General features: G+C 60.0%; 26 protein-coding genes. 11 read left to right on the plus strand and 15 right to left on the minus strand.

Features of this window, described 5'->3' with window-relative positions:
- Positions 1-95: 95 nt before the first annotated feature.
- From B7Y89_RS13865 to B7Y89_RS13875, 3 genes are all read right to left on the minus strand, one after another.
- Entirely contained in the window at positions 96-383 is a 288-nt protein-coding gene (locus B7Y89_RS13865) for a helix-turn-helix domain-containing protein (protein ID WP_292939090.1), read from the minus strand.
- Positions 349-624, minus strand: a complete 276-nt coding sequence (locus B7Y89_RS13870) for a BrnT family toxin (RefSeq protein ID WP_292939091.1) — start codon at positions 622-624, stop codon at positions 349-351. Before B7Y89_RS13870 ends, B7Y89_RS13865 begins: the two co-directional genes overlap by 35 nt.
- A gap of 62 nt (positions 625-686) precedes the next feature.
- Positions 687-1,589, minus strand: coding sequence for a DMT family transporter (locus tag B7Y89_RS13875; RefSeq protein WP_292939092.1), 903 nt, complete (start codon positions 1,587-1,589; stop codon positions 687-689).
- 75 nt (positions 1,590-1,664) lie between these two features.
- Here B7Y89_RS13875 and B7Y89_RS13880 point away from each other — a divergent pair, with 75 nt between their 5' ends.
- Together B7Y89_RS13880 and B7Y89_RS13885 are read left to right on the plus strand one after the other, a co-directional pair.
- On the plus strand, positions 1,665-2,768 hold the full coding sequence (locus B7Y89_RS13880) for an alkene reductase (protein WP_292939093.1): 1,104 nt from the start codon (positions 1,665-1,667) through the stop codon (positions 2,766-2,768).
- Between the two features lie 20 nt (positions 2,769-2,788).
- Positions 2,789-3,670, plus strand: a complete 882-nt coding sequence (locus B7Y89_RS13885) for a CoA ester lyase (RefSeq protein WP_292939094.1) — start codon at positions 2,789-2,791, stop codon at positions 3,668-3,670.
- Here B7Y89_RS13885 and B7Y89_RS13890 read toward each other — a convergent pair.
- A complete protein-coding gene (locus tag B7Y89_RS13890; protein WP_292939095.1) occupies positions 3,653-3,970 on the minus strand; it encodes a hypothetical protein in 318 nt (105 codons plus the stop codon). The genes B7Y89_RS13885 and B7Y89_RS13890 overlap by 18 nt on opposite strands.
- The gene (gene lipB, locus B7Y89_RS13895) at positions 3,970-4,638 is read right to left on the minus strand and encodes a lipoyl(octanoyl) transferase LipB (RefSeq protein ID WP_292939096.1); all 669 of its coding nucleotides are present in this window, start codon (positions 4,636-4,638) and stop codon (positions 3,970-3,972) included. The genes B7Y89_RS13890 and lipB overlap by 1 nt, the downstream gene beginning before the upstream one ends.
- Before the next feature lie 105 nt (positions 4,639-4,743).
- Between lipB and B7Y89_RS13900 the strand changes: the two genes are divergently transcribed.
- Positions 4,744-5,565, plus strand: coding sequence for a hypothetical protein (locus B7Y89_RS13900; RefSeq protein WP_292939097.1), 822 nt, complete (start codon positions 4,744-4,746; stop codon positions 5,563-5,565).
- Between the two features lie 78 nt (positions 5,566-5,643).
- Here B7Y89_RS13900 and B7Y89_RS13905 read toward each other — a convergent pair whose 3' ends face one another.
- Positions 5,644-6,270: an NAD-binding protein gene (locus B7Y89_RS13905; protein WP_292939098.1), complete on the minus strand. Its 627-nt coding sequence runs from the start codon at positions 6,268-6,270 to the stop codon at positions 5,644-5,646.
- Between the two features lie 142 nt (positions 6,271-6,412).
- Between B7Y89_RS13905 and B7Y89_RS13910 the strand changes: the two genes are divergently transcribed.
- Together B7Y89_RS13910 and B7Y89_RS13915 are read left to right on the plus strand one after the other, a co-directional pair.
- Complete coding sequence (locus tag B7Y89_RS13910; RefSeq protein ID WP_292939099.1) at positions 6,413-7,759, plus strand: MFS transporter; 1,347 nt, start codon at positions 6,413-6,415, stop codon at positions 7,757-7,759.
- A gap of 38 nt (positions 7,760-7,797) precedes the next feature.
- Entirely contained in the window at positions 7,798-9,300 is a 1,503-nt protein-coding gene (locus B7Y89_RS13915; protein WP_292939100.1) for a lipopolysaccharide biosynthesis protein, read from the plus strand.
- On the opposite strand, the gene B7Y89_RS13920 is transcribed toward B7Y89_RS13915, so the two are convergent.
- Complete coding sequence (locus B7Y89_RS13920; protein ID WP_292939101.1) at positions 9,293-10,261, minus strand: CDP-alcohol phosphatidyltransferase family protein; 969 nt, start codon at positions 10,259-10,261, stop codon at positions 9,293-9,295. The two genes, B7Y89_RS13915 and B7Y89_RS13920, sit on opposite strands and share 8 nt — an antisense overlap.
- 105 nt (positions 10,262-10,366) lie before the next feature.
- On the opposite strand from B7Y89_RS13920, the gene B7Y89_RS13925 reads away from it, so the two are divergent.
- The 3 genes from B7Y89_RS13925 (at position 10,367) to B7Y89_RS13935 (ending at position 13,630) form a co-directional block, all read left to right on the plus strand.
- Entirely contained in the window at positions 10,367-11,578 is a 1,212-nt protein-coding gene (locus tag B7Y89_RS13925) for a CDP-alcohol phosphatidyltransferase family protein (RefSeq protein WP_292939102.1), read from the plus strand.
- A gap of 95 nt (positions 11,579-11,673) precedes the next feature.
- Positions 11,674-12,774: an inositol-3-phosphate synthase gene (locus tag B7Y89_RS13930; RefSeq protein ID WP_292939103.1), complete on the plus strand. Its 1,101-nt coding sequence runs from the start codon at positions 11,674-11,676 to the stop codon at positions 12,772-12,774.
- Between the two features lie 94 nt (positions 12,775-12,868).
- Positions 12,869-13,630 (plus strand): NTP transferase domain-containing protein, encoded by a 762-nt coding sequence (locus tag B7Y89_RS13935; protein ID WP_292939104.1) that lies wholly within the window; start codon positions 12,869-12,871, stop codon positions 13,628-13,630.
- Positions 13,631-13,941: 311 nt separating this feature from the next.
- Here the strand turns inward: B7Y89_RS13935 and B7Y89_RS13940 are convergent, their stop codons facing one another.
- Positions 13,942-14,454 (minus strand): DUF2141 domain-containing protein, encoded by a 513-nt coding sequence (locus tag B7Y89_RS13940; protein WP_292939105.1) that lies wholly within the window; start codon positions 14,452-14,454, stop codon positions 13,942-13,944.
- Positions 14,455-14,843: 389 nt separating this feature from the next.
- Here B7Y89_RS13940 and rpe point away from each other — a divergent pair, with 389 nt between their 5' ends.
- The 3 genes from rpe (at position 14,844) to purH (ending at position 19,009) form a co-directional block, all read left to right on the plus strand.
- Positions 14,844-15,503 (plus strand): ribulose-phosphate 3-epimerase, encoded by a 660-nt coding sequence (gene rpe / locus B7Y89_RS13945; RefSeq protein WP_292939106.1) that lies wholly within the window; start codon positions 14,844-14,846, stop codon positions 15,501-15,503.
- A 136-nt stretch (positions 15,504-15,639) separates the two neighbouring features.
- A complete protein-coding gene (locus tag B7Y89_RS13950) occupies positions 15,640-17,409 on the plus strand; it encodes a heparinase II/III family protein (RefSeq protein WP_292939107.1) in 1,770 nt (589 codons plus the stop codon).
- Positions 17,410-17,419: 10 nt separating this feature from the next.
- Complete coding sequence (purH, locus tag B7Y89_RS13955) at positions 17,420-19,009, plus strand: bifunctional phosphoribosylaminoimidazolecarboxamide formyltransferase/IMP cyclohydrolase (protein ID WP_292939108.1); 1,590 nt, start codon at positions 17,420-17,422, stop codon at positions 19,007-19,009.
- A gap of 298 nt (positions 19,010-19,307) precedes the next feature.
- Here the strand turns inward: purH and B7Y89_RS13960 are convergent, their stop codons facing one another.
- The 7 genes from B7Y89_RS13960 to dnaQ form a co-directional block, all read right to left on the minus strand.
- Positions 19,308-19,889: a cell wall hydrolase gene (locus B7Y89_RS13960; RefSeq protein ID WP_292939109.1), complete on the minus strand. Its 582-nt coding sequence runs from the start codon at positions 19,887-19,889 to the stop codon at positions 19,308-19,310.
- A 45-nt stretch (positions 19,890-19,934) separates the two neighbouring features.
- Positions 19,935-20,084, minus strand: a complete 150-nt coding sequence (locus tag B7Y89_RS13965) for a hypothetical protein (protein ID WP_292939110.1) — start codon at positions 20,082-20,084, stop codon at positions 19,935-19,937.
- 59 nt (positions 20,085-20,143) lie between these two features.
- Positions 20,144-20,488, minus strand: coding sequence for a DUF1491 family protein (locus B7Y89_RS13970; RefSeq protein WP_292939111.1), 345 nt, complete (start codon positions 20,486-20,488; stop codon positions 20,144-20,146).
- Positions 20,485-20,991 (minus strand): PaaI family thioesterase, encoded by a 507-nt coding sequence (locus B7Y89_RS13975; protein ID WP_292939112.1) that lies wholly within the window; start codon positions 20,989-20,991, stop codon positions 20,485-20,487. Before B7Y89_RS13975 ends, B7Y89_RS13970 begins: the two co-directional genes overlap by 4 nt.
- Complete coding sequence (locus B7Y89_RS13980; protein ID WP_292939113.1) at positions 20,966-21,427, minus strand: PTS sugar transporter subunit IIA; 462 nt, start codon at positions 21,425-21,427, stop codon at positions 20,966-20,968. Before B7Y89_RS13980 ends, B7Y89_RS13975 begins: the two co-directional genes overlap by 26 nt.
- A gap of 171 nt (positions 21,428-21,598) precedes the next feature.
- Positions 21,599-22,183: a ribosome-associated translation inhibitor RaiA gene (raiA, locus tag B7Y89_RS13985; protein ID WP_292939114.1), complete on the minus strand. Its 585-nt coding sequence runs from the start codon at positions 22,181-22,183 to the stop codon at positions 21,599-21,601.
- A 46-nt stretch (positions 22,184-22,229) separates the two neighbouring features.
- On the minus strand, positions 22,230-22,919 hold the full coding sequence (gene dnaQ / locus B7Y89_RS13990) for a DNA polymerase III subunit epsilon (protein ID WP_292939115.1): 690 nt from the start codon (positions 22,917-22,919) through the stop codon (positions 22,230-22,232).
- Positions 22,920-22,934 lie beyond the last annotated feature (15 nt).

Below are 22,934 nucleotides of genomic sequence, written 5' to 3' on the forward strand. Positions count from 1 at the left end.
TTGCTTGGAAAGGCAACCAGCCTTCCCGGCGCACCTATCCGCCCGATATGTTCGCCATTCCGGCGCCTCGAAGGCGGGATTAATAGGTCCTGACCCTAGCCTGCGGCCATCACCCGCCGCACCATTTCCGGCTCGGCTTCGATCACTTTGAGGTAAGACCGGACGGCGGGTGGGGGCATATGCCGCGCCATTTCGTATTGGCGCAAATTGGCAACGGGAATGCCATAAGCCGTCGCAAATTCCTGCTGACTAAGGCCGAGACGGAAGCGCAACACGCGGAAGCGCCGCCCCATGTGCGCGCGTTCGAGCCCTGCGACACTGACGTCGAAATCTTCAGGATCGTCAGGATCAGCGGGAATCGCGATCGTAGTCTCTTTGTTCACTGGCATTACTCCGACGAACAGAAATCAATCTAAGCTTATCCGTGCGTTCGACATAAACGAGGGTAAAGTGTTTGCCTTCGACCATGCCGACCACTTTGTATCGATCCTCGCCATCGACCGGGCGGAACGATGGAAATATTTGGTGCCAAGGATCAGCGAAAATCCGCATCCCGAACGCCAACCTTAAACCGTGCTTGAAACGGTTGGCTTCGTCTTTGGCGGGATCGAATTCGAACTCCATCCTCACGGACTATGTGATTCACATATAGCAGGCGAGTGGGGATGTGTCGAGATTGGCGGTATTCAGCCGTTTTCCGGCTCGCTTGCAGGTTCGGCCACGCGCGCCAATACCAGCGCCGCGCCGACCAGTGCCATGCCGATGGCATCGGGCAGAGCCAAGACTTCGCCGAATGCGAACCAGCCGAGCACGACTGATACGGCAGGCTGGGTCAACAGGACGAGGCCGATGACGAGCGGGGGGAAGTGGCCGAGCGAATAGACGAGCAGGCCCTGCCCCAAAATCTGGCTGGCGATCATCAGGCCGATCAGCGGCCACCAGTTTGTGGGCATCACCGGTTCGCCCAGGGCAATGGCCGTGAACAGCAGGACAGGTATGCCTGCCACGCTGGACCAGAACAGCAGGCCCCACGATCCGAAGCGGCTGCGCACATTTTGCACCATCAGGATGTAAACCACATAGAACAGTCCGGCGAGGATGCAGAACAGATCGCCCACCAGCGTGCGCGCATCGATCTCCATTGACCGGCCCAGCAACAGCCCTGCCCCGCCCAGCGCCATCGCAACGGCTGCATATTCGCGCAGATGGGGACGGCGGTGTAGCGCGATCAGGCCCCAGATCATCAGGATGACGCTGCCCGAATTGCCAAACAGGGTGGCGTTGCCAAGTTTGGTCATTTCGATGCCGACGTGCCAGCTGGCCAGATCAAGCGCGAATACCACGCCTGCGCCAACAAGGATTACCCAGTCCTTTGCCGCATAGCCCCACAGCGGTTCACGCCGCGCTTTTGCGAACAAGGCGAGGAGGGGCAGGGCCAGAAACAATCGCCAAAAGCCAGCCGATACAGGGCCGCTATCGGCAATGCGGACAAACCACGGGCCGAGCGCCAAGGCAAAATTTCCTGTCAGCAAGGCAAGGAAATGCATGACCTTTGGTGGATCTGGTTGGGCGCTGTCTCTTGAAATCATGGGAGGCCCGACTTAATCCAGTTGCAAAGCGAAACCAAATGGCATCGCATGAAAATTTTCAGGAGTACCCCTAGCATGCATGAACCGCTGTTCCAGCCCATCCGTCTTGGCGCGATCGATTTGCCCAACCGCATCATCATGGCGCCCCTTACGCGGGGCCGCGCGACACAGGACCATGTGCCAACGCCATTGATGATCGAATACTACCGCCAGCGCGCCAGCGCGGGGCTGATCATCACAGAAGCCACCGGAATCAGCCAGGAAGGCCTTGGCTGGCCCAATGCGCCGGGCATCTGGAACGATGCCCAGGTCGAAGCCTGGAAGCCGGTTGTGAGCGCGGTCCACGCCGCCGGTGGCCGGATCATCCTGCAATTGTGGCACATGGGGCGCATCGTCCACCCGTCGTTCCTGAATGGCGAACCCGGCGTTTCGGCATCGGCCACCCGCGCTCCGGGCCATGCCCATACCAACGAAGGCACCAAGGACCACGAAACGGCGCGCCCGCTGCGTCTGGATGAAATGCCGCGATTGCTGGATGATTATACCCGCGCGGCTGAAAACGCGAAGAAGGCGGGCTTTGACGGCGTGCAACTGCATGCCGCCAATGGTTACCTGATTGACCAGTTCCTGCGTGATGGCAGCAACTTGCGCGATGACATCTATGGCGGAACCCCGCAAAACCGCGTGCGGTTGATGCGTGAAGCGGTGGAGCGTTTGATCGCGGTCTGGGGCAAGGAGCGCGTCTCGATCCGACTTTCGCCCAATGGCGATTCGCAAGGCGTCGATGACAGCAATCCTGCAGCCACTTTTGGCGAAGCCGCGAGCGTGCTGGAAGAATTGGGCGTCAGCTTTGTCGAACTGCGCCAGCCGGGGCCGGAAGGCACTTTTGGCGCTACCGACGTACCCCAGCAAGATGGCGTCATTCGCGCAATCTATTCAGGACCACTCGTGCTGAACAGCGATTACACCCCGCAAGAGGCCGCAGCCGATGTGGCATCGGGCCGCGCAGATGCGATCAGCTTTGGCCGTCCGTTTATCTCCAACCCCGATCTGGTCGAGCGTATTCAGACAGATGCGCATATTAACCCGAATAAGGGAGTGCCGCAGACATGGTACTGTCCCGGCGAAGTCGGCTACACCGATTATCCGACGCTGGCTGAAGAAACTGCAGCCGCCTGATTTTTGAGGAGTAAGACCGCATGCCGCCCAGATCATGGCTGTTCGTTCCCGGTGACAGCGAAAAGAAGCTGGGCAAAGCCATGAGCACGGGCGCGCATGCGGTAATTATTGATCTTGAAGATGCCGTGGCGCTCTCTGCTAAAGCGCAAGCGCGTGGCATGGCGCGTGACTGGCTGTCGGTTCACCGCCATCACGTGATCGAAAGCCGCGCCATGGCGCGCTGGGTGCGGATCAATGCTTTTGACACAGGCCTTTGGCGCGATGACCTTGCGGTGGTCATGGCCGGCGCACCTGATGGCGTCATGCTGCCCAAGTGCGAAGGGCCGGAGCAGATCCGCCAGCTTTCAGCCGAAATCTATGAACTGGAACAGCACAACCGGATTGCCGTGGGAACGACGCGCATCCTGCCGCTGGTCAGCGAAACCGCGCGATCCGCGCTGACGATCACCGCCTATCTTGATGAAGCGATGCCGCGCCTTTCCGGACTGACGTGGGGCGCTGAAGACCTGTCGGCAGTGCTGGGTGCGAGCCGCAAGCGCGATGCCATTGGAGCCTGGACTGATGCGTTCCGCTTTATCCGCGCGCAATGCCTGTTGACCGCCCACGCAAAAAGCGTGTGGGCCATCGATACACTGCACGACGATTTCAAAGATGAGGACGGCACCCGCCGCGCCGCAGAATCGGCCCGCGCCGATGGCTTTACCGGCATGCTGGCCATTCACCCCGCGCAAGTGCCGATCATCAACGCAGCCTTTGCCCCGACCGAAGCCGAACTGGCCGAAGCACAAGCGATTGTCGCGCTATTTGCCAGCAATCCGGGCGCGGGAACGCTGCAATATAACGGCCGCATGATTGATCAGCCGCACGTCAAGATGGCCAGGCAATTACTCGGTATCAGCTGACGACACCGGCGCTTTTTCGGCAGGCGCAGCATCAGGTTCGCCGGCTTGCTCGCCCTCCGGCCCGGCATCGGCGGACGATGCTTTGGCCGCTGTTTTTTCAACCGGCTTGACCGGTGCCATCGGGGGCGTGGCGGTGGAAGTGTCGAGATCGATCATCGCATCGCTGATTGATCCGGGCATGACTTCGCCCGTCACCGCATCACCTGTGGTGCTTTGCGCCGTCTTGTCACAACCTGCGACAATCATTCCCAGTGCAACACAAAGCGCAAAAGCAGACGTAGACGTAGACGTGCGACGCATCAGGTAGACTCCGGCGGGCAGGGCTTTTCAAGCTGGGCAAGGAAGCTGTCGACATGCGCCAACATCGCTTCATCCCAAGCCTGTGCTGTAACATCGCGGCCCAGCGCGGCAAGGCTGGTAACGCCAAATTCCTCGATCCCGCACGGCACAATACCGCCAAAGTGCGAAAGATCGGGCGAGAGGTTGACGGAAAAGCCGTGCATCGTGACCCAGCGGCGGATGCGCACCCCGATTGCGCCAATTTTGGCCTCACGCCCGTCGGCCCCGTGCGTCCAGATGCCAACGCGGCCTTCAGCGCGCCATGATTCGACGCCGAAATCGGCCAGCGTAGCGATTACCCACCCTTCAAGCGCATGGACAAACCCGCGCACATCCCGCGCGCGCCGCGTCAAATCGAGCAGGACATAACCGATCCGCTGGCCGGGGCCGTGATAAGTATAGCGCCCACCGCGTCCGGCCTGAACCACGTCAAAACGCGGATCGAGCAATTCTTGCGGATCGGCGCTGGTTCCGGCGGTGTAAACAGGGGGATGTTCCAGCAGCCAAATCAGCTCTGGCGCGCTGCCATCGGCAATCGCCGCATTGCGCGTGGTCATCGCCTCCAACGCCTCGCGATAGGGGACTTGCGTTTGTTCGCGGCGGATTTCGAGTGTGTTGCTGGACGCCATCGTCTGGGCATGGCCCCGTCAGCCCCGCCTTTCAAGAGGGGCGTGAGAACCACCACGCAAATCGGGGGTTCGACAAAGCGGGGTTTGCGCTGCTATCAGGCGCAAATGACACCCCGTTTGGATAGCAGCCTCGCCTGGAAAACCGCGACGCGCCTCGTTTCGACCAACCGCGACATGCTGTTGGCAATTGCGGGGGTGTTCTTCCTGCTCCCTAGCCTTGCGTTTTCGGTGTTCGTGCCTGAACCGCAAATGCCCCCCGGCACATCGCCCGAACGGATGATGGAAACGATCGCCGAGGCTTGGCAATCTTCACTGCCGCTTCTGGTTATCGTCACGCTGCTGCAAATGGCAGGTACGGTCACCATGCTGATTGTGATGACCGATCCGGCGCGGCCTATGGTGGGCCAAGCCATCCAGCGCGGGTTCAAGGCATTACTGCCTTATGTCGCCGCGCAAATTATCGTTGGCGGCGCGCTGGGCCTTGCGTTTCTGCTACTGGTCAGCCTTTCGGCATTGACGGGCGTGCAAGCGCTGGCCGCGTTTGTAATCGTGGCTGCATTTGTAGCGATGATCTGGTGCAGCTTGCGCATGGCTCTGGTCGCGCCGGTGCTGGCAATCGAGGCTGAGCGTAACCCGATTAATGCTTTGCGCCGGTCCTGGGCACTGACGCGCGGCAATTCGGGGCGGCTGCTTGCCTTCTTCATCCTTGCCGGACTGGTCTTTGCCATTGTCTATGGATTGGCAATGATGCTGGTGGGTGTGGTGCTGGTGCTGACCACGGATGGCGGCGTGCAACAAGTGCTGACAGCGGCCATATCGAGCGCGATCACATCGGCGGCGCTGGTCTATTTCATTGCGATGCTGGCTGCGGTCTATCGTCAGATGGCAGGGCCACCGCAGGCTGAAGTGGTGGGGATTTTCGAGTAAGTTGCTTAGCTTTGGGGGTGTGGGTTAACAGGCCCTCCCCCACCCGCTCCCGTAAACGGGAGGGGAGAAAAGAACGAACTACTCTTTCCAGCCCCATGAGATGACGCAGGGCGGCACGTTGACGGGTTCGAAGCCTTTGTCGATATGGCGGAAGTACTGGCTCATCAAAGCGCGGGCGCGGGCGGTATATTGATAGACCAGGAATGCGCCGCCGGTGCGCAATACGCGGTGGGTTGCGCTCATGATCGCCGGACCTACGCCTTCGGGCAAGTTCGAAAACGGCAGGCCCGACAGCACATAGTCGGCATGGTCAAAACCGTGCGCGCGAACAATGTCTTCAACATCGGTGGCCGATCCGTGAACCGCGGTAAAGCGGCTGTCACCGATGGTCTTCGAAAGATATTCGATGAAATCGGGGTTGGTGTCTATCACGATCAGCTGGCCGTCACGGCGCAGCTTTTCCAGAACGGGGCGGCAGAATGTGCCAACGCCGGGGCCGTATTCCACAAACAGGCGGCATTCATCCCAATCAACCTTGGACAGCACACGTTCAATCGTGCGGCCTGAAGACGGCACAATCGCGCCGACCATTGCCGGGTGCTTGACAAAGCCTTTGAAGAAGATGCCGGCGGGGCCGAGCACGCGTTCTGCCTTGCGTTTGGCTCGTTGAAGAAGAGGCTCACGCGCCGCCTGGGTCGAAGTCATCGAGTAAAACGGTCCTCTGCCGAACAAGCTGAAACATGCGGTCGCAAATTTGCAACATCATTGCAAGCATACATCGACACCACTACCCACGTTGGATGAACCAAGCGTGGACAAGATTGCCGGAAAAGCCAGGAACAAAGCCATGAACGGATCAACCAACGGGGCCATGAACGGAGCTGACATTCGTCTGCCGAATGAGCGCATGGCACTGCTGTTTATGGTGATGCTGGTATCGGCGGCGGGCAATACCGCGATGCAATCAGTCATGCCATCCATCGGCACCCGGTTGGGCATTGCCGATGTCTGGGTAAGCCTTGCCTATTCATGGTCGGCACTGTTGTGGGTGGTGATGGCGCCGTATTGGGCGCGGCGATCAGACCGGCGCGGGCGCAAAGCCATGATGGCGCTGGGCATTGCCGGGTTCGTCATATCTTTTGCGCTGTGTGCGGTAATTTTGCGGATCGGCCTGAGCGGCTGGATAAGCGGCGTTTTGACGATGGTGCTGTTTGCGTTGGCGCGATCATTTTATGGCGGTTTCGGATCGGCAGCGCCGCCTGCGGTGCAAGCTTATGTTGCCAGCCGCACGGGTAGGGCTGACCGGACCAAAGCGTTGTCGCTGGTCGCATCCAGCTTTGGCCTTGGCACGGTTGTCGGCCCGGCATTGGCTCCCTTGATGATTTTGCCGGGGCTTGGCGTAGTGGGTCCGTTCGCGATTTTTGCGGCACTTGGCCTGATCGTGCTGGTCCTTGTCCGCACGCGCCTGCCTGACGATGATCCACGCTTCAGCGGGCGGGGCGAGGTTATGTCTGCTCCGTTCAGTGCATCGTCCAACCCGCGCATCGTTGACGAAACGCCAGACGGTTCACCAGACGAACTGCCCGAAGCCGAACCGGCGCACACGGGTGTGGACCGTGTGCGGTGGACGGACAAGCGGCTGCGCAAGTGGCTGATCGCGGGCGTTGTTGGCGGGCATTCGCAAGCCATGCTGCTGGGCGTGATCGGCTTTCTGCTGATGGACCGGCTGGGCTTGCGCGGTGATCCTGATGCAGCAGCAGGGCCGATCGGTCTGGTGCTGATGGCAGGCGCATTTGCCACCCTGCTGGCGCAATGGGGCCTGATCCCGATGCTGGGGCTGGGCCCGCGCACATCCACGATCTGGGGTATGGCCTTGGGCGCACTGGGCATTGTGCCGGTGGCAATGGGCACGGATCTGCACAGCATTGCGGTGGGCTTTGCGGTTGCTTCGCTGGGCTTTGGCATGTTCCGGCCCGGTTTCACATCAGGCGCAAGTCTGGCCGTCACCCGCGCCGAACAAGGGCAGGCTGCGGGCATCATTACGTCGGTCAACGGCGCTGCTTATGTGGCAGCGCCCGCCATCGGCGTGTGGCTTTACAGCCATTCGCAATGGCTGGCGTGGGGCACGATGGAAGCCTTGGCCGTAGTGGTGGTAATCATCGGTGTCTTCGCGCTGGAAAAGGACAGCGCCTGACACTTGCCAAGCGGCGGATTTGACGCCAATCGCCGCCCATGCCTGCGCCACGCGCCCCACAGAACATCATCGCGCGCGGCGTCGGGTCCAACGCCTTCAGCTTTGTCATCCGGTTCGCGGCAAGGGCCTCGTTCCTGTATATCGGTGCGCGGCTTTATGGCGCGGCCCATTATGGCGTGTTCACGATGGCCACTGCCGTTGTCGAACTGGCAGCGCCCATCGCCAGCCTTGGCCTGCGGCGGATGATCTTTCCATGGCTGGAAGAAGAGACGCGGGGTGATTCGCCGCGCTCGCCCATGCACGTTTTGCTGGATGCGCTGTTGTTGGCAGCCATTGCAGGTGCCCTGCTTTCAGTGTTGCTGGTCATGGCCACGCATTTGTTGCCGGCAGTGATGGTTTCAGACCAGTTGCGCTTTGCCTTTGCGCTGCTGATCCCGTCAGTGCTGCTGCAAAACACTGGCGACGTAGCTCTGGCCGCCACCCGCTGGACGCACAAGATGCGGTACGAGGTGATCGGTCGCGGACTGGTTGAACCATATGTACTGACCGCAGTGGTGCTTGGTGCATGGTACTTCGGCATGACTGAAACAGGCATGCTGGCGGGCTACTGGATTGCATCGCTGGCGCTGGCGCTGTTTTCGATATGGTCTGCGCGGCATTGCCTTGGCCCGTTGCATTTGCCGCACTGGCGACCACGCCCGCGCGCCTTGATGCAACGCGCGCGCGGCCTGATGCCTGCCAGCGGGAGCGATTTCCTGTCGGCTCTTGCCCAACGGATCGACCTTTATCTGGTAGGCTTCCTGCTGGGCGATGCGCCAGCCGGTGTTTACGGGGTGCTGCGCCAATTGCGTACGCCGGTTCTGCAAGTGCGCCAGGCATTTGACGGCATTTTGACGCCATTGACCGCGCGGACGATGAGCACCGATGGTGACGTCACAACCGGCGAGGCAACGGCGGCGGCAACGCGCGTGGTCCTGACCATCCAGCTGGGATTGGTCCTGCTGATGGCGGCAGCCGGTGATGCGCTGCTGGAATTGTTCGGCACCGGCTATGCTGCGGGATATGCAGCGCTTCTGGCGATGGTTCTGGCCGAGACGATCAACGGGGCGTTCGGCGTGTCGGAATTGATCCTCTATTACCGCCGCCCTGCGCTGGCGCTGAAGGTCAATGTGATCCTGATTGCGATTGCAGCGGCCGGAATCCCGCTGTTGACGCCGCAGTACGGCATTCTGGGCGCGTCCTTGGCGATGCTGGTGGCTGCGGTGATTGCAGCGGTGCTGCGGCGATATTGGCTGGTCGGCCTTGGCGTGCGCCGTCATCTGTTTCATGCAGGCGTGCCCGTTGCCGCCGCAGGGATTGCTGTCGTGCTGGGCGCAGGCGGCGGATGGATCGCACGGACGGGCGTGTTGCGCGATACGCCCGAGGGCTGGCTAAAAGCCGTGCCCCCCTTGCTGGCACTGGCGGTTTATGTTCTGCTGATAGGAACGTGGCGCAAGATGCAGCCCGGCGTCCTGTCGCTCGACCGTTACCGGATCAATTGAACGCAGCAGACGGCGTACCTGTTGCCCCGTCAACCCGCGTGGCGGTGGCAACAGCAGCGCGGTTGTGCAGGATGACCGAGATTGCCAGCAGCACATTCAGCACAACGGCCTGATAGAAGAAATACCAGATCGGGCTTCCCGCAATCATCGCCAGACCCAGCACGATGGCACGCGGATTGGGGCCAAGCAGTTTGAGGAAGCTGAGCAAGGGCTTCTGTTCGCGCGCCACTTCGGCACGGATCGCGCCAAGCCGCACGGTATCATGCTGCGCCATGGCATCGCCGACTGCTGCGTCGATGCGGCGGGCATGCGGGGTCATTCCGGCGGCAAGGTACAGATATCCGCGCGCCACAGCTTCAAACAATCGCGCGACGGGGTTGGTTGAACCGAACAGGCCTGCGTTATTATCGCGCGCATTGTTCAGCCATGGGACGCCGTAAGTCCAGTATTGATAGAAGCGGCGCTGCACTTCGACATGGTTGGACTGGATGATGTGCGAGATGCCTGCTGCCAGCGTCCACGCCCACGCCACGCCTGCACCATGAGTGCGGGTCAACACGAAAGCCAGCAGCACATAGACGACGATATGGCTGACATAATCGCACACCCCATCCACCATTTCACCGATCGGGCTGGATTTTCCGGTCAACCGCGCCAGATCGCCGTCTGCACCGTCAACCACATGCCAGCTCATGTGCAGAACCAGCCCGAGCAGTGCGCCCCATGGCCAGCCAAGCGCCCACGTGCCGCCGGTGGAATCCATGTTGAAATAGACAACGCCTGCCAAAACCACCAGCAATCCGCCAATCACCGATACCATGTTCGGGGTCAAAGGGGTACGTGACAGCAGCTTTGCCAGTTTCCACGCCAGCGGATGATAGAGGTAGAAATTCAGGGAATCCTGCATTTCACGCGGGCGTTTAGGGCGCTTGGCGTCCTGCCCGTCCGCAGACCCTGTCATTTTGTGCACTCCTACGATCCCGTCATGTCTTGGCGATTGGCTGTTAAGGCTATATAAATTGAATGCCCGGGTAAACAGGGCCAGTGCAGAGTTTGCACTGCATATGTGTGCGAAGTCAGGGCGACGCACCCAGACGAGGATGTTCCGGACATTTCCACATCGGCATTAATTGTGTTTGCAGCCGGGCATGATGCCGATCTGCTGGTGGCGGGCGTACCTGCTGCCGCACGTGTCGTGCGTGAAGCGCGCCTTGCCGGAATCGCTGCATGCGAAGTGCTGGCAGGCCCGGGGTGGCAGCCCAGCGCCGCGACTCGGTCTGAAACCGAACGTCTTTGCGGCCCGATGCCGGTGCTTTTTGGCAACAATGCAGCAAGGCCACTGGCACGCGTAGCCGTGATCCGCGGTGACGCGCTGCCACCGGCACAGGCCATTGCCGATGCCGTGGCCGGATGCAATGAACCCGTCGACGGAATAGAGATCGCATCAGGCCACGGCATTGATGAAGCCATCGCGCGCGCCATTGCTGCAGGCCAAGATGCGGTTGACCGGTTGCAGGTGGCCGGGCGCAATATCCTGCGCTCCACCGCCAAGCCCACCGACGGGATCGTATCACGTTATATCAACCGCCCGGTATCGCAGGCCCTATCAAGCGTGGCCTTGCGTTTCCCCGGTTTTCGGCCCGTTCACGCAACTTATGGCACCGCGGTCATTGCGATTGCCATGTTTGCCTGTCTGCTGCTGGGCGGCGAATGGGGACTGATCGCAGGGGCCTTGCTGTTTCAGGCCGCTTCCATTTTTGATGGCGTGGACGGCGAAATCTCGCGCGCAACATGGCGCACCTCGAACGAGGGCGCGCGCATGGATAGCCTGATAGATGCTGCCACCAATTTGACGTTCCTTTTGGGCACTGCGCTCAACCTGCAAATGCAGGGTCGCATAATTGGTGCAAGCCTTGGCTATACGGGACTCGTTTTGCTCGCTATGGGGCTTTTTTTAATTGGACGAGCGGCGGCACGTAGCAATGCCCCGTTCAGCTTTGATCTTGTCAAGGAGCACTACCGCGCCAAAGGTGCAGCTAGGAACCGTAAACAGGGTTCTGCGCTTGAACCGATGGCAGGATCGGACAGTGCCGTTGACGAAAAGCCATCGCAAATCATGCAATGGCTGACATTTATGACCAGCCGCGATTTTTTCGCGCTGGTGTTTGCACTGTTGATTGCATTCGGGTTTGCGACACTTGTCCTGGCCCTTTTTGCAATCGCGGCGGCGGGTTGGCTGGTAGCAGTTATCCTTGCCCTCGTGCCTAAGCATGCTTGACGGCGGGGAATCTTCTTGCTTTTGGCGCGCGATTTATAAATGAGGCGTTATCGTTACAGCCGCCCCTGGGCGCCTGTGTGAAGGGATCTGTATTCATGAAGCCAATAAAGGTCGCCGTGATCGGCGTAGGCAACTGCGCTAGCTCGCTGGTGCAGGGGGTTGCCTACTACCGCAACAACAATTCGTCGCAAGGCCTGATCCATGATCGGATCGGCGGCTATGGCGCGGGTGACGTCGATTTCGTGCTGGGCGTCGATGTTGATGCACGCAAGGTCGGCAAGGACATTTCGGAAGCGATTTTCGCTGGCCCGAACAACACCACCGTTTTCCAACCCAACGTTCCGGCAACCGGCGCGAAGGTCATCATGGGCTTTGTGTCGGACGGCGTTGCCCCGCACATGACCGGCGTAGGCGAAAAGGGCTTTATCGTCGCTGACGAAGCCGAAGCCACGCACGACAGCATCGTTGCCGCGCTGAAGGAATCTGGCGCAGAAGTTCTGTTGAACTTCCTGCCCGTCGGTTCGCAAAAGGCCACCGAATTCTACATGGAATGTGCGCTTGAAGCCGGCGTTGCCGTCGTCAACTGCATGCCCGTGTTCATCGCTTCGACGCCTGAATGGGAAGCCAAGTTCCGCGAAAAGCGCATCCCGATCGTGGGCGACGATATCAAGGCCCAGGTTGGCGCCACGATCGTTCACCGCGTTCTGTCCAGCCTGTTTGCAGCGCGCGGCGTGAATGTTGAACGCACGTATCAGCTCAACACCGGCGGCAACACCGATTTCATGAACATGCTCGACCGTCAGCGGCTGGGCAGCAAGAAGGAATCGAAGACAGAAGCCGTGCAAGCCATGCTTGCCACGCGTCTTGCCGATGAAAACATCCACGTTGGTCCTTCGGACTATGTTCCTTGGCAAAAGGACAACAAGCTGTGCTTCATCCGCATGGAAGGCCAGCAGTGGGGCAACGTTCCGATGAATCTGGAACTTCGCCTTTCGGTTGAAGACAGCCCGAACTCTGCCGCTTGCGTGATGGATGCGATCCGTTGCTGCAAGGTCGCGCTTGAGCGTGGCGAAGGTGGCGCCCTGATCGGCCCGTCGGCCTACTTCTGCAAGCATCCGCCGCAGCAGTTCAACGACGATGTCGCAGCGCAAATGGTTGAGGAATATGCCTCGGCCGAAAAGCTGGCCGCCGAATAAGCGCGCCGCTTCACGCAATGAAAAATGGCCGACCGGGCGGATGTCTGGTCGGCCTTTTCATGTTCAAGACCATTTACGAATACAGAGAATCCCGATGGACGCGCTGATCATTGCCGCCGGTTACGGCAGCCGCCTGGCCGAGCTTTCGCCCTCCAAGCCTTTGACGCCCGTATGCGGCGTCCCGCTGATCGAAATCGGCGTGCGTCAGGCAATGCAGGCGGGCGTCACGCGCGTGGTCGTGGTGACCGGGCACAAGGCCGATCTGGTCGAAGCGTTCCTCGCCGATCTTTCCATGCGCGCAGGGATCGAGATCGTGCCGGTGCGCCTGTCTGACTGGTCCACGCCCAACGGCTTTTCGGTAATGGCAGGGGCCACGCGGTGCGAAGGCAATTATCTGCTGATGATGGCCGACCATATGTTTGAGGCCGATATCCTTGCGCGGCTGCTGGCAGAAGACAGCCCTGAGCGTGGCGTCACTCTGGCGATTGACCGCCGCGTGGATAGCCCGCTGGTCGATCCTGATGACGCCACATGGGTCAAGATGGACGACGATGGCCGCATCACCGCCATCGGCAAGACCATCGCGCCTTATGATGCGGTCGATTGCGGCGCGTTTCTGGCAACGCCGGAATTGGCCATTGCCATTCGCGATGCGATTGCGGCGGGCAAATCGGGCAGCCTGTCAGACGGAATGCAGCGCCTTGCCGACGCGGGCCGCGCCGGAACCATGGACATTGACGATGCCTGGTGGATGGACGTCGACGATCCACGCGCGCACGAACTGGCCGAAGAGCTTGCGCCCTGGCATCTGGCCCACACCTTCGCCAGCGTGCAGATCACCGCAGACGAGGATTGAACGCAAGGCGCTGAAGCCAACCCCGATCCCTTCCCTCAGGGATGGAAGCCGGACTTATCGCCGTTCAACTTGTTTGACGGTTGTCCCATTCGTTAATGGCCATTCCCTGATTCCGTCATGCTGAACTCGTTTCAGCATCCATCTCTCGGCAAGCAGCGTCAGTTTGAATGGAGAGATAGACCCTGAAACAAGTTCAGGGTGGCGAAAAAAGGACAATGTATGCGGATGGATAATCCGCAACTTGTTTCAGGAAGGATTGAACGAAAAAGGTACTGAACGGCAGGCGGGAGCTGTTCAGCCCCCGCCCCCAATCACGGATATTTCAGGTGAATCCGTGTCGACAGGCCCGTCTTGGCGATGTTCAGCCGCACCGAACGGAACGAGGGAATACTCGCAATCGTTGCAGGGTTGTTGGAAAAGCCGAAGCCTTCTTCAGGCAGGCCCAACATGCCGCTGCGCTTGATCGTCGTGCTTGAGTCTTCGTCGTGATAGACTGCCAGCACATAAACGCCGGGTTTGGGCACAAACAGGCACATTTTGGTTTCGGGCGCGGTTGCAGGCACGCGGCCAACGTACATCGAGCCCTTCTTCACGAGGAACTTGCGCGGTTCATCCGCGTAAAGTGTCACCGCCATCAGGCCATTGCCATTGCGGACGCGATCAATCGTTACATTGACCCACGTATCGCTGACCGGCCCTGCACAATTCGGCCCATCTGCGCGCACTGGCGCCTTGGCAGCAAACGCTGTGCTGGCCCCCGTCAGCGCGGTGGCAGCGGCAGCAATAGCAAGGGCCGTGGCGTACAAGCGTCTCGGCTGGATCATGTCAAAAGCCCCAAATTCGATGTGTCTTTCCGACATGTTGCAACCTTGAACCGCCCCGCTTGTCGAGGAGGTCGCACAAGTTGCGCCTTGCCGGTAATATCCCCTGCCAGCCACATACCGGCAGATTTCAGCGACGTTAAGTAAGATTCGTGCCGTGAATGATCGCTGAACTTATGTGCGATGAACCGTTCATCGACGAATGCCCGAACCATGCCCACACGAATCGCGTCCAAAGCGGGACATTCCGTGTGGATAAGCCCGCGCATAATGCTTGCCCCCCTGATTCGCGAGCGGTAACCGCTGGGGTGTGGGGTAGCCATTTGCAGGCAAGAAGGCTGATGCCAAAGCCTTTGCAAATGTCCTGTGTTACCGCCGCAGGAAGACGACAGATGACACCGCTTATTTCGCCTTCGATTTTGTCCGCCGACTTCGCCCGTCTGGGGGAAGAAGTACGCGCGATTGACGAAGCAGGTGCTGACTGGATTCACGTTGACGTTATGGACGGCCATTTCGTCCCCAATATTACAATCGGCCCGATGGTGGTAAAGGCGCTGCGCCCGCACACGACCAAGCCGTTTGACGTTCATCTGATGATCTCGCCAGTGGATGGCTACTTGCAGGCTTTTGCCGATGCCGGGGCCGATATCATCACCGTCCATCCCGAAGCCGGACCACACATCCACCGCACGGTGCAAGCCATCAAGGGCCTTGGTAAAAAGGCCGGCGTTTCCTTGAATCCCGGCACACCTGCCAAGATGCTCGATTACCTGATCGATGATGTAGACCTGATTCTGGTGATGAGCGTGAACCCCGGCTTTGGCGGCCAAAGCTTCATCTCCAGCCAGCTGCGCAAGATCGAATCCATCCGCAAGATGATCGACAAATCCGGTCGCGATATTCACCTCGAAGTGGATGGCGGGGTGGATTTGAAGACGATCCGGTCATGCGTTGAGGCAGGCGCCGATGTGCTGGTGGCCGGAACCGCCTCTTTCCGGGGTGGGCCCAGCCAATACGCCGCCAACATTGCTGCATTGAAGGCTTTGGGTTGATATGAAGGACGGCGGCTTCTCCACAATCGGAAGCCGCCCGGCGGCGACTGCGGCATCCTCGCGGTCGGCACCGGCATTGCCGCTTGACCCGACAAAGGAGGAACCGCTGGCCAGATCGCAGGACCGTTATCTCCGTATGGACGAGGGTTCCCTGCCAGCGGCCGATGCGGCTTCGGTGGAACCGGGCCGGGCTTTGGCGCTTGCCGATTTTGCGCCACCTTCGCTGGGTGCCGGTGACCGGTTGATCCGTTTTGCCTATGGTCTGGGCCTGCCCGCCAGCGCAATTTACCCCTTCCGCAAACGCGCCAAAACCCAATTGACCGCGACGGTGACCAATCCCCTCCCCGGCGATCCGGCGGCGGGCAAGGCATTGCGCGCGGGGCATTTTCTCGTGCACGGCTTCAAGTCGCCAATTGCTGATACGGCATTTTCGGGGCCACGCCTGCCGCCACCGTTCGAGCGGATGGTGCATGGCTTCCGCTGGCTGCGGGATCTGGAATCGGGCGGCCAGCGTTCGCAATGTACGCAAGTGGCCGAACGGATCGTTTCGGTCTGGCTTACCGCCAATCCAAAGCCTGATCCTACGCCGGCATGGGACATCGGCAATGTCGGCCACCGCTTGCTCAACTGGATCGTCCATGCGCCGCTGGTCCTGTCGGGCCAGGACCGCAGCTTGCGCAATCGCGTGCTGCACACCATCGATGAAACCGCGCGTTGGCTTGATCGCCACGTCGGCAAGGCCGAAGACCAGCTTTCGGAAGTGGCAGGTTGGTGTGCGCTGGTTGCTGCCGGATTGATCGTGGCAGATGGCAAGGCGCGGCGGCTGTTTGCCGAAGCCGGTCTGGTGCGCGCGCTGGGCGAACTGGTCAGCGATGATGGCGGCGTCCTGTCGCGCAGCCCGCTGTGCCAGATCGAAGCGATAGAACTGCTCGTCAGCTTGCGTGCCTGCTATGAAGCGGTGCGGACAGAGCCGCTACCGCAGATCGGCACGATGCTGGGCCTGCTGGTGCCGCCCTTGCTGGCGCTGCTGCATGGCGATGGCGGTCTTGGCAATTGGCAAGGTGCGGGCGCTGTCGAGGCTGAGCGGATCGAGGCGCTAATCAAGATCAGCGGCGTGCGCACGCGGCCTTTGCGCGATGCCCGCCAGTGGGGCTATCAACGCGCGACGGCGGGCAAAGCCGTGCTGCAATTTGATGCAGGACCGCCGCCGGTTGCGCGCCACGCCCGCGATGGCTGCGCATCAACGCTCGCGTTTGAATTCAGCCATGGCCATGACCGGATTTTCGTCAATTGCGGCGGTGCGGCTTTTGCCGGCGGCTTGATTCCGCTGCGGCTGGAACAAGGTTTGCGCGGAACCGGCGCGCATTCCACGCTGACCATCGATGATTTCAATTCCACAGCGGTGCTGATCAATGGCCGGTTGGGATCGGGCGTATCCGAAGTTGAAGTTGACCGGCGCACTTTGTCGGCAGACGGCACCGGACCCAACAGTCTGGGCGGCGGCGCGACACGGATCGAGGCCAGCCACAACGGCTATGTCGGGCGCTTTGGCCTGGTCCACCGCCGCATCCTGATCCTGCGTGATGATGGCAGCGAATTGCGCGGCGAAGATCTGCTGGTGCCTGCCGGACGCAAGGGCAAACGCGGCACCATCGGTGTCGTCTTGCGCTTTCATCTTGGTCCCCATATCGAACTGGCCGCAAGTTCCGACGGGAAAGGCATTACGCTTGCCCTGATGGACGGCAGCCTGTGGCAGTTCCGGTCTGGCCGCGATGCGATCACCATTGAGGAAAGCCTCTGGGCAGACGGTCAGGGACGCCCTATCGGCACACGCCAGTTGGTGATCTCGGCCAAAGTTCCCCGCAGCGGTGAGAGCTTCTCCTGGCTGCTCAAGAAGATGAGATAGGAAATTTCACGTGACGACGGTTACCATCAAACGGGCGCTGCTTTCAGTGTCCGACAAATCCGGCCTTGTCGATCTGGGCAAGGCTCTGGCGGCGCGCGGCGTTGAACTGCTGTCAACCGGCGGCACCGCAAAGGCGCTGCGCGATGCGGGCCTTACGGTCAAGGACGTGTCCGAACACACCGGCTTTCCTGAAATGATGGATGGCCGCGTCAAGACCCTGCACCCGACGATTCACGGCGGACTGCTGGCCGTACGCGACAATCCCGAACATGCCGCCGCGATGGCCGAACATGCGATTGGCGCCATCGATCTGGTCGTGGTCAACCTTTACCCCTTCGAAGCGACCGTTGCCAAAGGCGCAGAACGCGATGAAGTGATCGAGAACATCGACATCGGCGGGCCATCGATGGTGCGCTCTGCCGCCAAGAATCACGGCTTCGTCACGATCCTGACCGACGCTGCCGATTATTCCGCATTCCTCGCCGAACTTGACGAAACAGGTGGCGCCAGCACGCTGGCCTTCCGGCGCAAGATGGCGGCCAAGGCCTATGCCGCCACGGCAGCTTACGATGCTGCCATTTCGCAGTGGTTTGCCACTGTTGACCAGCAAGAGCATTTCCCGCCTGTGCTGGCTGCGGCACACACGCGCGTTACCACGCTGCGCTATGGCGAAAACCCGCATCAGGACGCCGCGCTCTATGTGCCACGCAATCCTGCGGTCACCGGCCTTCCCCAAGCCACGCAAATCCAGGGCAAGGAACTGTCCTACAACAATTACAATGACGCCAATGCGGCATTGGAACTGGTGGGCGAATTCAGCGGCGCCAAGCCGACCGTGGTGATCGTCAAGCACGCCAATCCCTGCGGCGTGGCCACTGCCGATACGCTGCTGGATGCGTGGAAAGCGGCGCTCGAATGCGATTCCGTATCGGCCTTTGGCGGCATTGTTGCCACAAACGTGCCACTGGATGGCCCCACCGCCAACGCCATTTGCGAAATCTTCACCGAGGTCGTTGTCGCTCCGGGTGCTGACGATTCCGCCAAGGCCGCGTTTGAGCGCAAGAAGAACCTGCGCCTGTTGCTGGTGGACAGCTTGCCCGATCCTGACCGCAAGGGCCTGATCACCGTGCCCATCGCCGGTGGCCTGCTGGTACAAGATCGCGATTCCGGCAAAGTTGCCAAGGCTGACCTCAAAGTCGTGACCAAGCGCGCACCGACCGAACAGGAACTGGCCGACGCATTGTTCGCCTGGACCGTGGCCAAGCATGTGAAATCAAACGCTATTGTCTATGCCAAGGACGGCGTGACCGCAGGCATCGGCGCAGGCCAGATGAACCGCCGCGATTCATCGCGCATTGCTGCGGCCAAGGCGCTCGAAGCGGCAGAAACGCACGGCTTTACCGAAGCGCGCACGCACGGTTCGGCCGTGGCCTCGGATGCGTTCTTCCCGTTTGCCGACGGGTTGATGGCCGCCGTCGAAGCAGGCGCAACTTGCGTCATCCAGCCCGGCGGTTCGATGCGCGATGATGAAGTCATCAAAGCTGCAGACGAAGCCGGCCTCGCCATGGTCTTCACCGGCATGCGCCACTTCCGCCATTGACGAAAAGCGCCCCTCCCGCCTGCGGGAGAGGTTGGGGGTGGGCCTTTTTGTTTCGCGCAGAGGCGCAGAGGAAGCAAAGAGCGCAGAGATAAAAAAAGGCCGTAAGGCCCAATCTCCCTCGCCGGGTATCCGCTTTGGAGGGTTTTGAGATTAAGCGCGGCCTTGCCGCAGGTACAACCTCTCTGCGGCCCCTGCTTTCTCTGCGCCTCTGCGCGAAACCCCTGTTTTGTCGCCAACGAAAAAGGCCGGCTCCCGCCAAGGGAACCAGCCTTTTTTCATGTCGCGAAAAACGCTGAAATCAACGGTAGAAAATATGACCGTCAATCTTGGCCATGCGCGACTTGCCCCAACGTGGTGAGACATGCGCGGCGTGGAAGAACATCGCGCCTTCGACCGGGCTTTTCCATGTGCCCTGATCTGCAACCACGGCAACGCGCAGCGCGTTCTGCCATTGGTGGCCCGAACGGTTGATCGCGGGCATCGAACGGCCACGAATGAACGAGAATTGCGAGGGCTGGTATACAACGCCGCAATAGGACGCCGGGAAACGGCCTGATTGCGAACGCGCAACGATCACGCGGCCAACGGCAAGCTGGCCAGCCAGTGATTCACCCTTCGCTTCGAAAAAGATGGCTCCTGCCAGGCATTCCAGTTCGTTGGAAAGGGTGGCGGGTGCTTGTGTGTTTTCTACCAGATCAGCCAGCGAAGAGGCGGTGATCGCATCTTGCGGCTCGGCGGTATCAACCTGCTCTTGAGCAATGGTCTGGATAACCGGCTGGGAGATAAACGTGGTCGCTATAGCGGCCGGAGCGTTGAATCCTTGCGCGCTGGCATGGGATCCACTCGTGCTGAGAAGCGTTGTGATAAAAGTCGCAGCCATGCTCAGCGTAGCAGCGTACCGTAATTTCTTGCTCATCCATCATCGTCAAAGTGCGGTGAGCTTCCATCCATGGCGCGACAAAAAGCCCTGCCGCACAAAGCCGGACAGCCAAGTGCGGGGGCGGAATGCCGAAGGGCCATGTCGGTTGCCCCCCGTCTGCGTGCCAATGCGGTTAGCGGTATCGCTTTCCGTCATCGCCTGCGCAAAATCGGTCAGGTGCCTTTATTGTGCAATGCAAAAGTGTCAACCCTTGTTCACCGTGGCGACAGGTTGTCCCGGATGAACTGTTCCGCTTTTGCGATGGTCAGTTCAACTATCCAAACGTCAGGGTCCTGATCCTTCCGACGGTCCAGATAGTCTTCAAATTCTGACTTATTATCAGGTACTTGGACCTTTACTTGGGTCCATTTTCGGCTGCCGTCAAGCTGCGGCATGCGTTCAAAAAGTACGCCAAGCCCCTGATTATCCAGCATAACAATCAGGATTGTACCGCTGTCGCGTTCACCCTTGTGCAGGACCATGCCGAAATCGCCATTGGCCTGCGCCGTGCGGAGCAATCCCGATACTTCAAGGTGGGCAGGGAGCCGGTTTTCCGTCACACCAGTGCCGCCCGCAGGCCGGCGTTGTAACCTTCAAGGCTGGACAACGGGATGCGCGAGCGTTGGAACGTGCCGGTGCCCCGGCCCACTTCTTCACCTTGCGCATCGATCAGCCGCGCTTCTGCCACCAGAACGCGGCGGCGGCCAGAAATCCAGCGACCTTCCGCAATCAACGGTCCCTCGCCAATCGGCTGGGTGAACAACAGGTTGAATGATGTGGTCAGCAAGAACCGGTCTGTGACCATGGTATTTGCCGCATAGAACGCAGCGTCATCCAGCATCTTGAAATAGATGGTGCCATGCGCGGCACCGGCGGCGTGGAAGCAACTGCGCGTGACGTTGAAATGAATGCGCGAAATGCCTTCCGACACAACCTCGAGCCGCGATTCAAACAAGGTGTTGACCGGTGCCGACCCGTAAAGGCCTTCTAGCGCCCGCCAATGTAGCGTGGCGCTGTCACCGCTTTTTGGATCTGGATCAGGCGGCGTCACGGTCGAGGACATTGACCAGCAAGCCGTAAAGCGCCTCGGCGTTGGGAGCCGAAACCAGCCGTTCATGCATGCGTTCATCACGCATCATCCGCGAAATGGCCGCCAATGCCTGCAAATGTGTGGCCCCGGCTTGCGAAGGCGACAGCAGGCCAAACACGCAATCCACCGGCATGCCGTCAGCCGCTGCGAATTCTACAGGATTTTCAAGCCTGAAGAAGGCAGCAACCGGGCGTTCCAGCCCATCGATACGCGCATGCGGAATCGCGACACCGCGTCCAAAACCTGTGCTGCCCAGCTTTTCCCGCTCATCAATACCATCGGCCACAACTTCGCCGTCAAGCATGTAGACGTCGGCAAAGCAGCGCGACAGATCGGCAAGGATCTGCTGCTTGGTGTCGGCGCGCACCATGCGGACGGCCTGTTGATCAAGGGTAAATAAAGCCGTCATATTGCGGATAGGTTAGATCACAAAAGTGCTAAGGCACGGTGAATTGGGCCGCGCAATGCGCCCGAATGCACATGAACGCAAGAGCAAAGCGCGTTTGCCCGCCGCAACCAAAAAGGGGAGAGAACGCTGCCGTCCCCTCCCCTTTTTCAAGTTGCTGGGAAGTACCGGCGATTACTTTGGTTCAACCCAACCAATCGATCCGTCACCGCGACGATAGACCATGTTGTGCACGCCTGTGCCCAGATTCTTGAACATCAAGGCGTTGGTGTTGCGCAAATCAAGCATCATCACCGCATCGGCGACCGTGGCTGTCGGCACGTCGACGCGGGTTTCGGCAATCACCAATGGTGCATCGGCCGGTTCGTCTTCGCTTGCCTCGTCATGGGCAAACACGGTGTAAGTCGCGTCCTGGATGACAAGGTTTGATTCATCGGTCTTGCGTGCATGATCGGCGTTTTCGTGACGCGCGGTCAGGCGGCGCTTGTAGCGGCGCAGCTGCTTTTCGATCTTGTCGGCAGATTGCTCAAATGCGGCGTGTGCGTCCTGGGCACTGGCGCCGCCTTTCAGGATCAGGCCGTTGGTCACATGCGTGACGATATCGCAGCGGAAACCGCCATGCGGGGCTTTCCCCATCGTGACATGTGAGGAAAGCGCTCGGGAGAAGTACTTGTCGACGATGGTGGAAAGACGTTCCTCGGCATGGGTCTGCAAGGCAGCGCCGGTGTCGACTTGGTGTCCCGAAACGCGAATATCCATATTTCACTTCTCCTGTGCACTCGGGCAAGCGATCCTTCTCACACCATCAGCGTGACCAGATCGGCTCGCTAAAACCCGCCATAAATTCGGCATGGCGGGCAAGCTCCTCCTCGCTCGCGACATGCGGGCGCGGGGAACGGAAGGTGCGGGTGACCGACGATGATATGCCGATCACCGACTGTTCGGTCATCATTCTTGCTTCTGCAGCAAGTTCCAGACCGATCTGTCGTCCGCCCTGCAACTCAACATAAAGCTGCGCGAGCAGTTCCGCGTCTAATAGGGCCCCGTGCTTGGTGCGGTGGCTACGGTCGATTCCATAGCGCGAGCACAAGGCATCAAGGCTGAGTTTGGCGCCGGGGTGTTTGCGGCGGGCAATCGCCACCGTATCGATCATCCGGTCACGGCTGACAGGTGCCAGCCCGCACAGCTCAAGCTCGGTGTTCATGAAACCGAAGTCGAACCCGGCGTTGTGCGCAACCAGCGGCGAATCCTGGATGAATTCGAGGAATTCGCCCGCCTTTTCCGCAAACCTGGGCTTATCCGAAAGGAACGCGATGGACAGGCCATGCACAGCCTCAGCCTCGGCGGGCATATCGCGTTCAGGATTGAAATAGCAGTGATAGACCGCGCCGGAGGGCACCCGGTTGATCATTTCGATGCAGCCGATTTCCACCAGTCTATCCCCCGATCTTGGATCGAGGCCGGTCGTTTCTGTATCGAAAACGATCTCACGCATTATTGGATATGTGGA

It is taken from the genome of Novosphingobium sp. 32-60-15 (assembly GCF_002280675.1).
In the GTDB taxonomy this organism is placed as follows: Bacteria; Pseudomonadota; Alphaproteobacteria; order Sphingomonadales; family Sphingomonadaceae; genus Novosphingobium.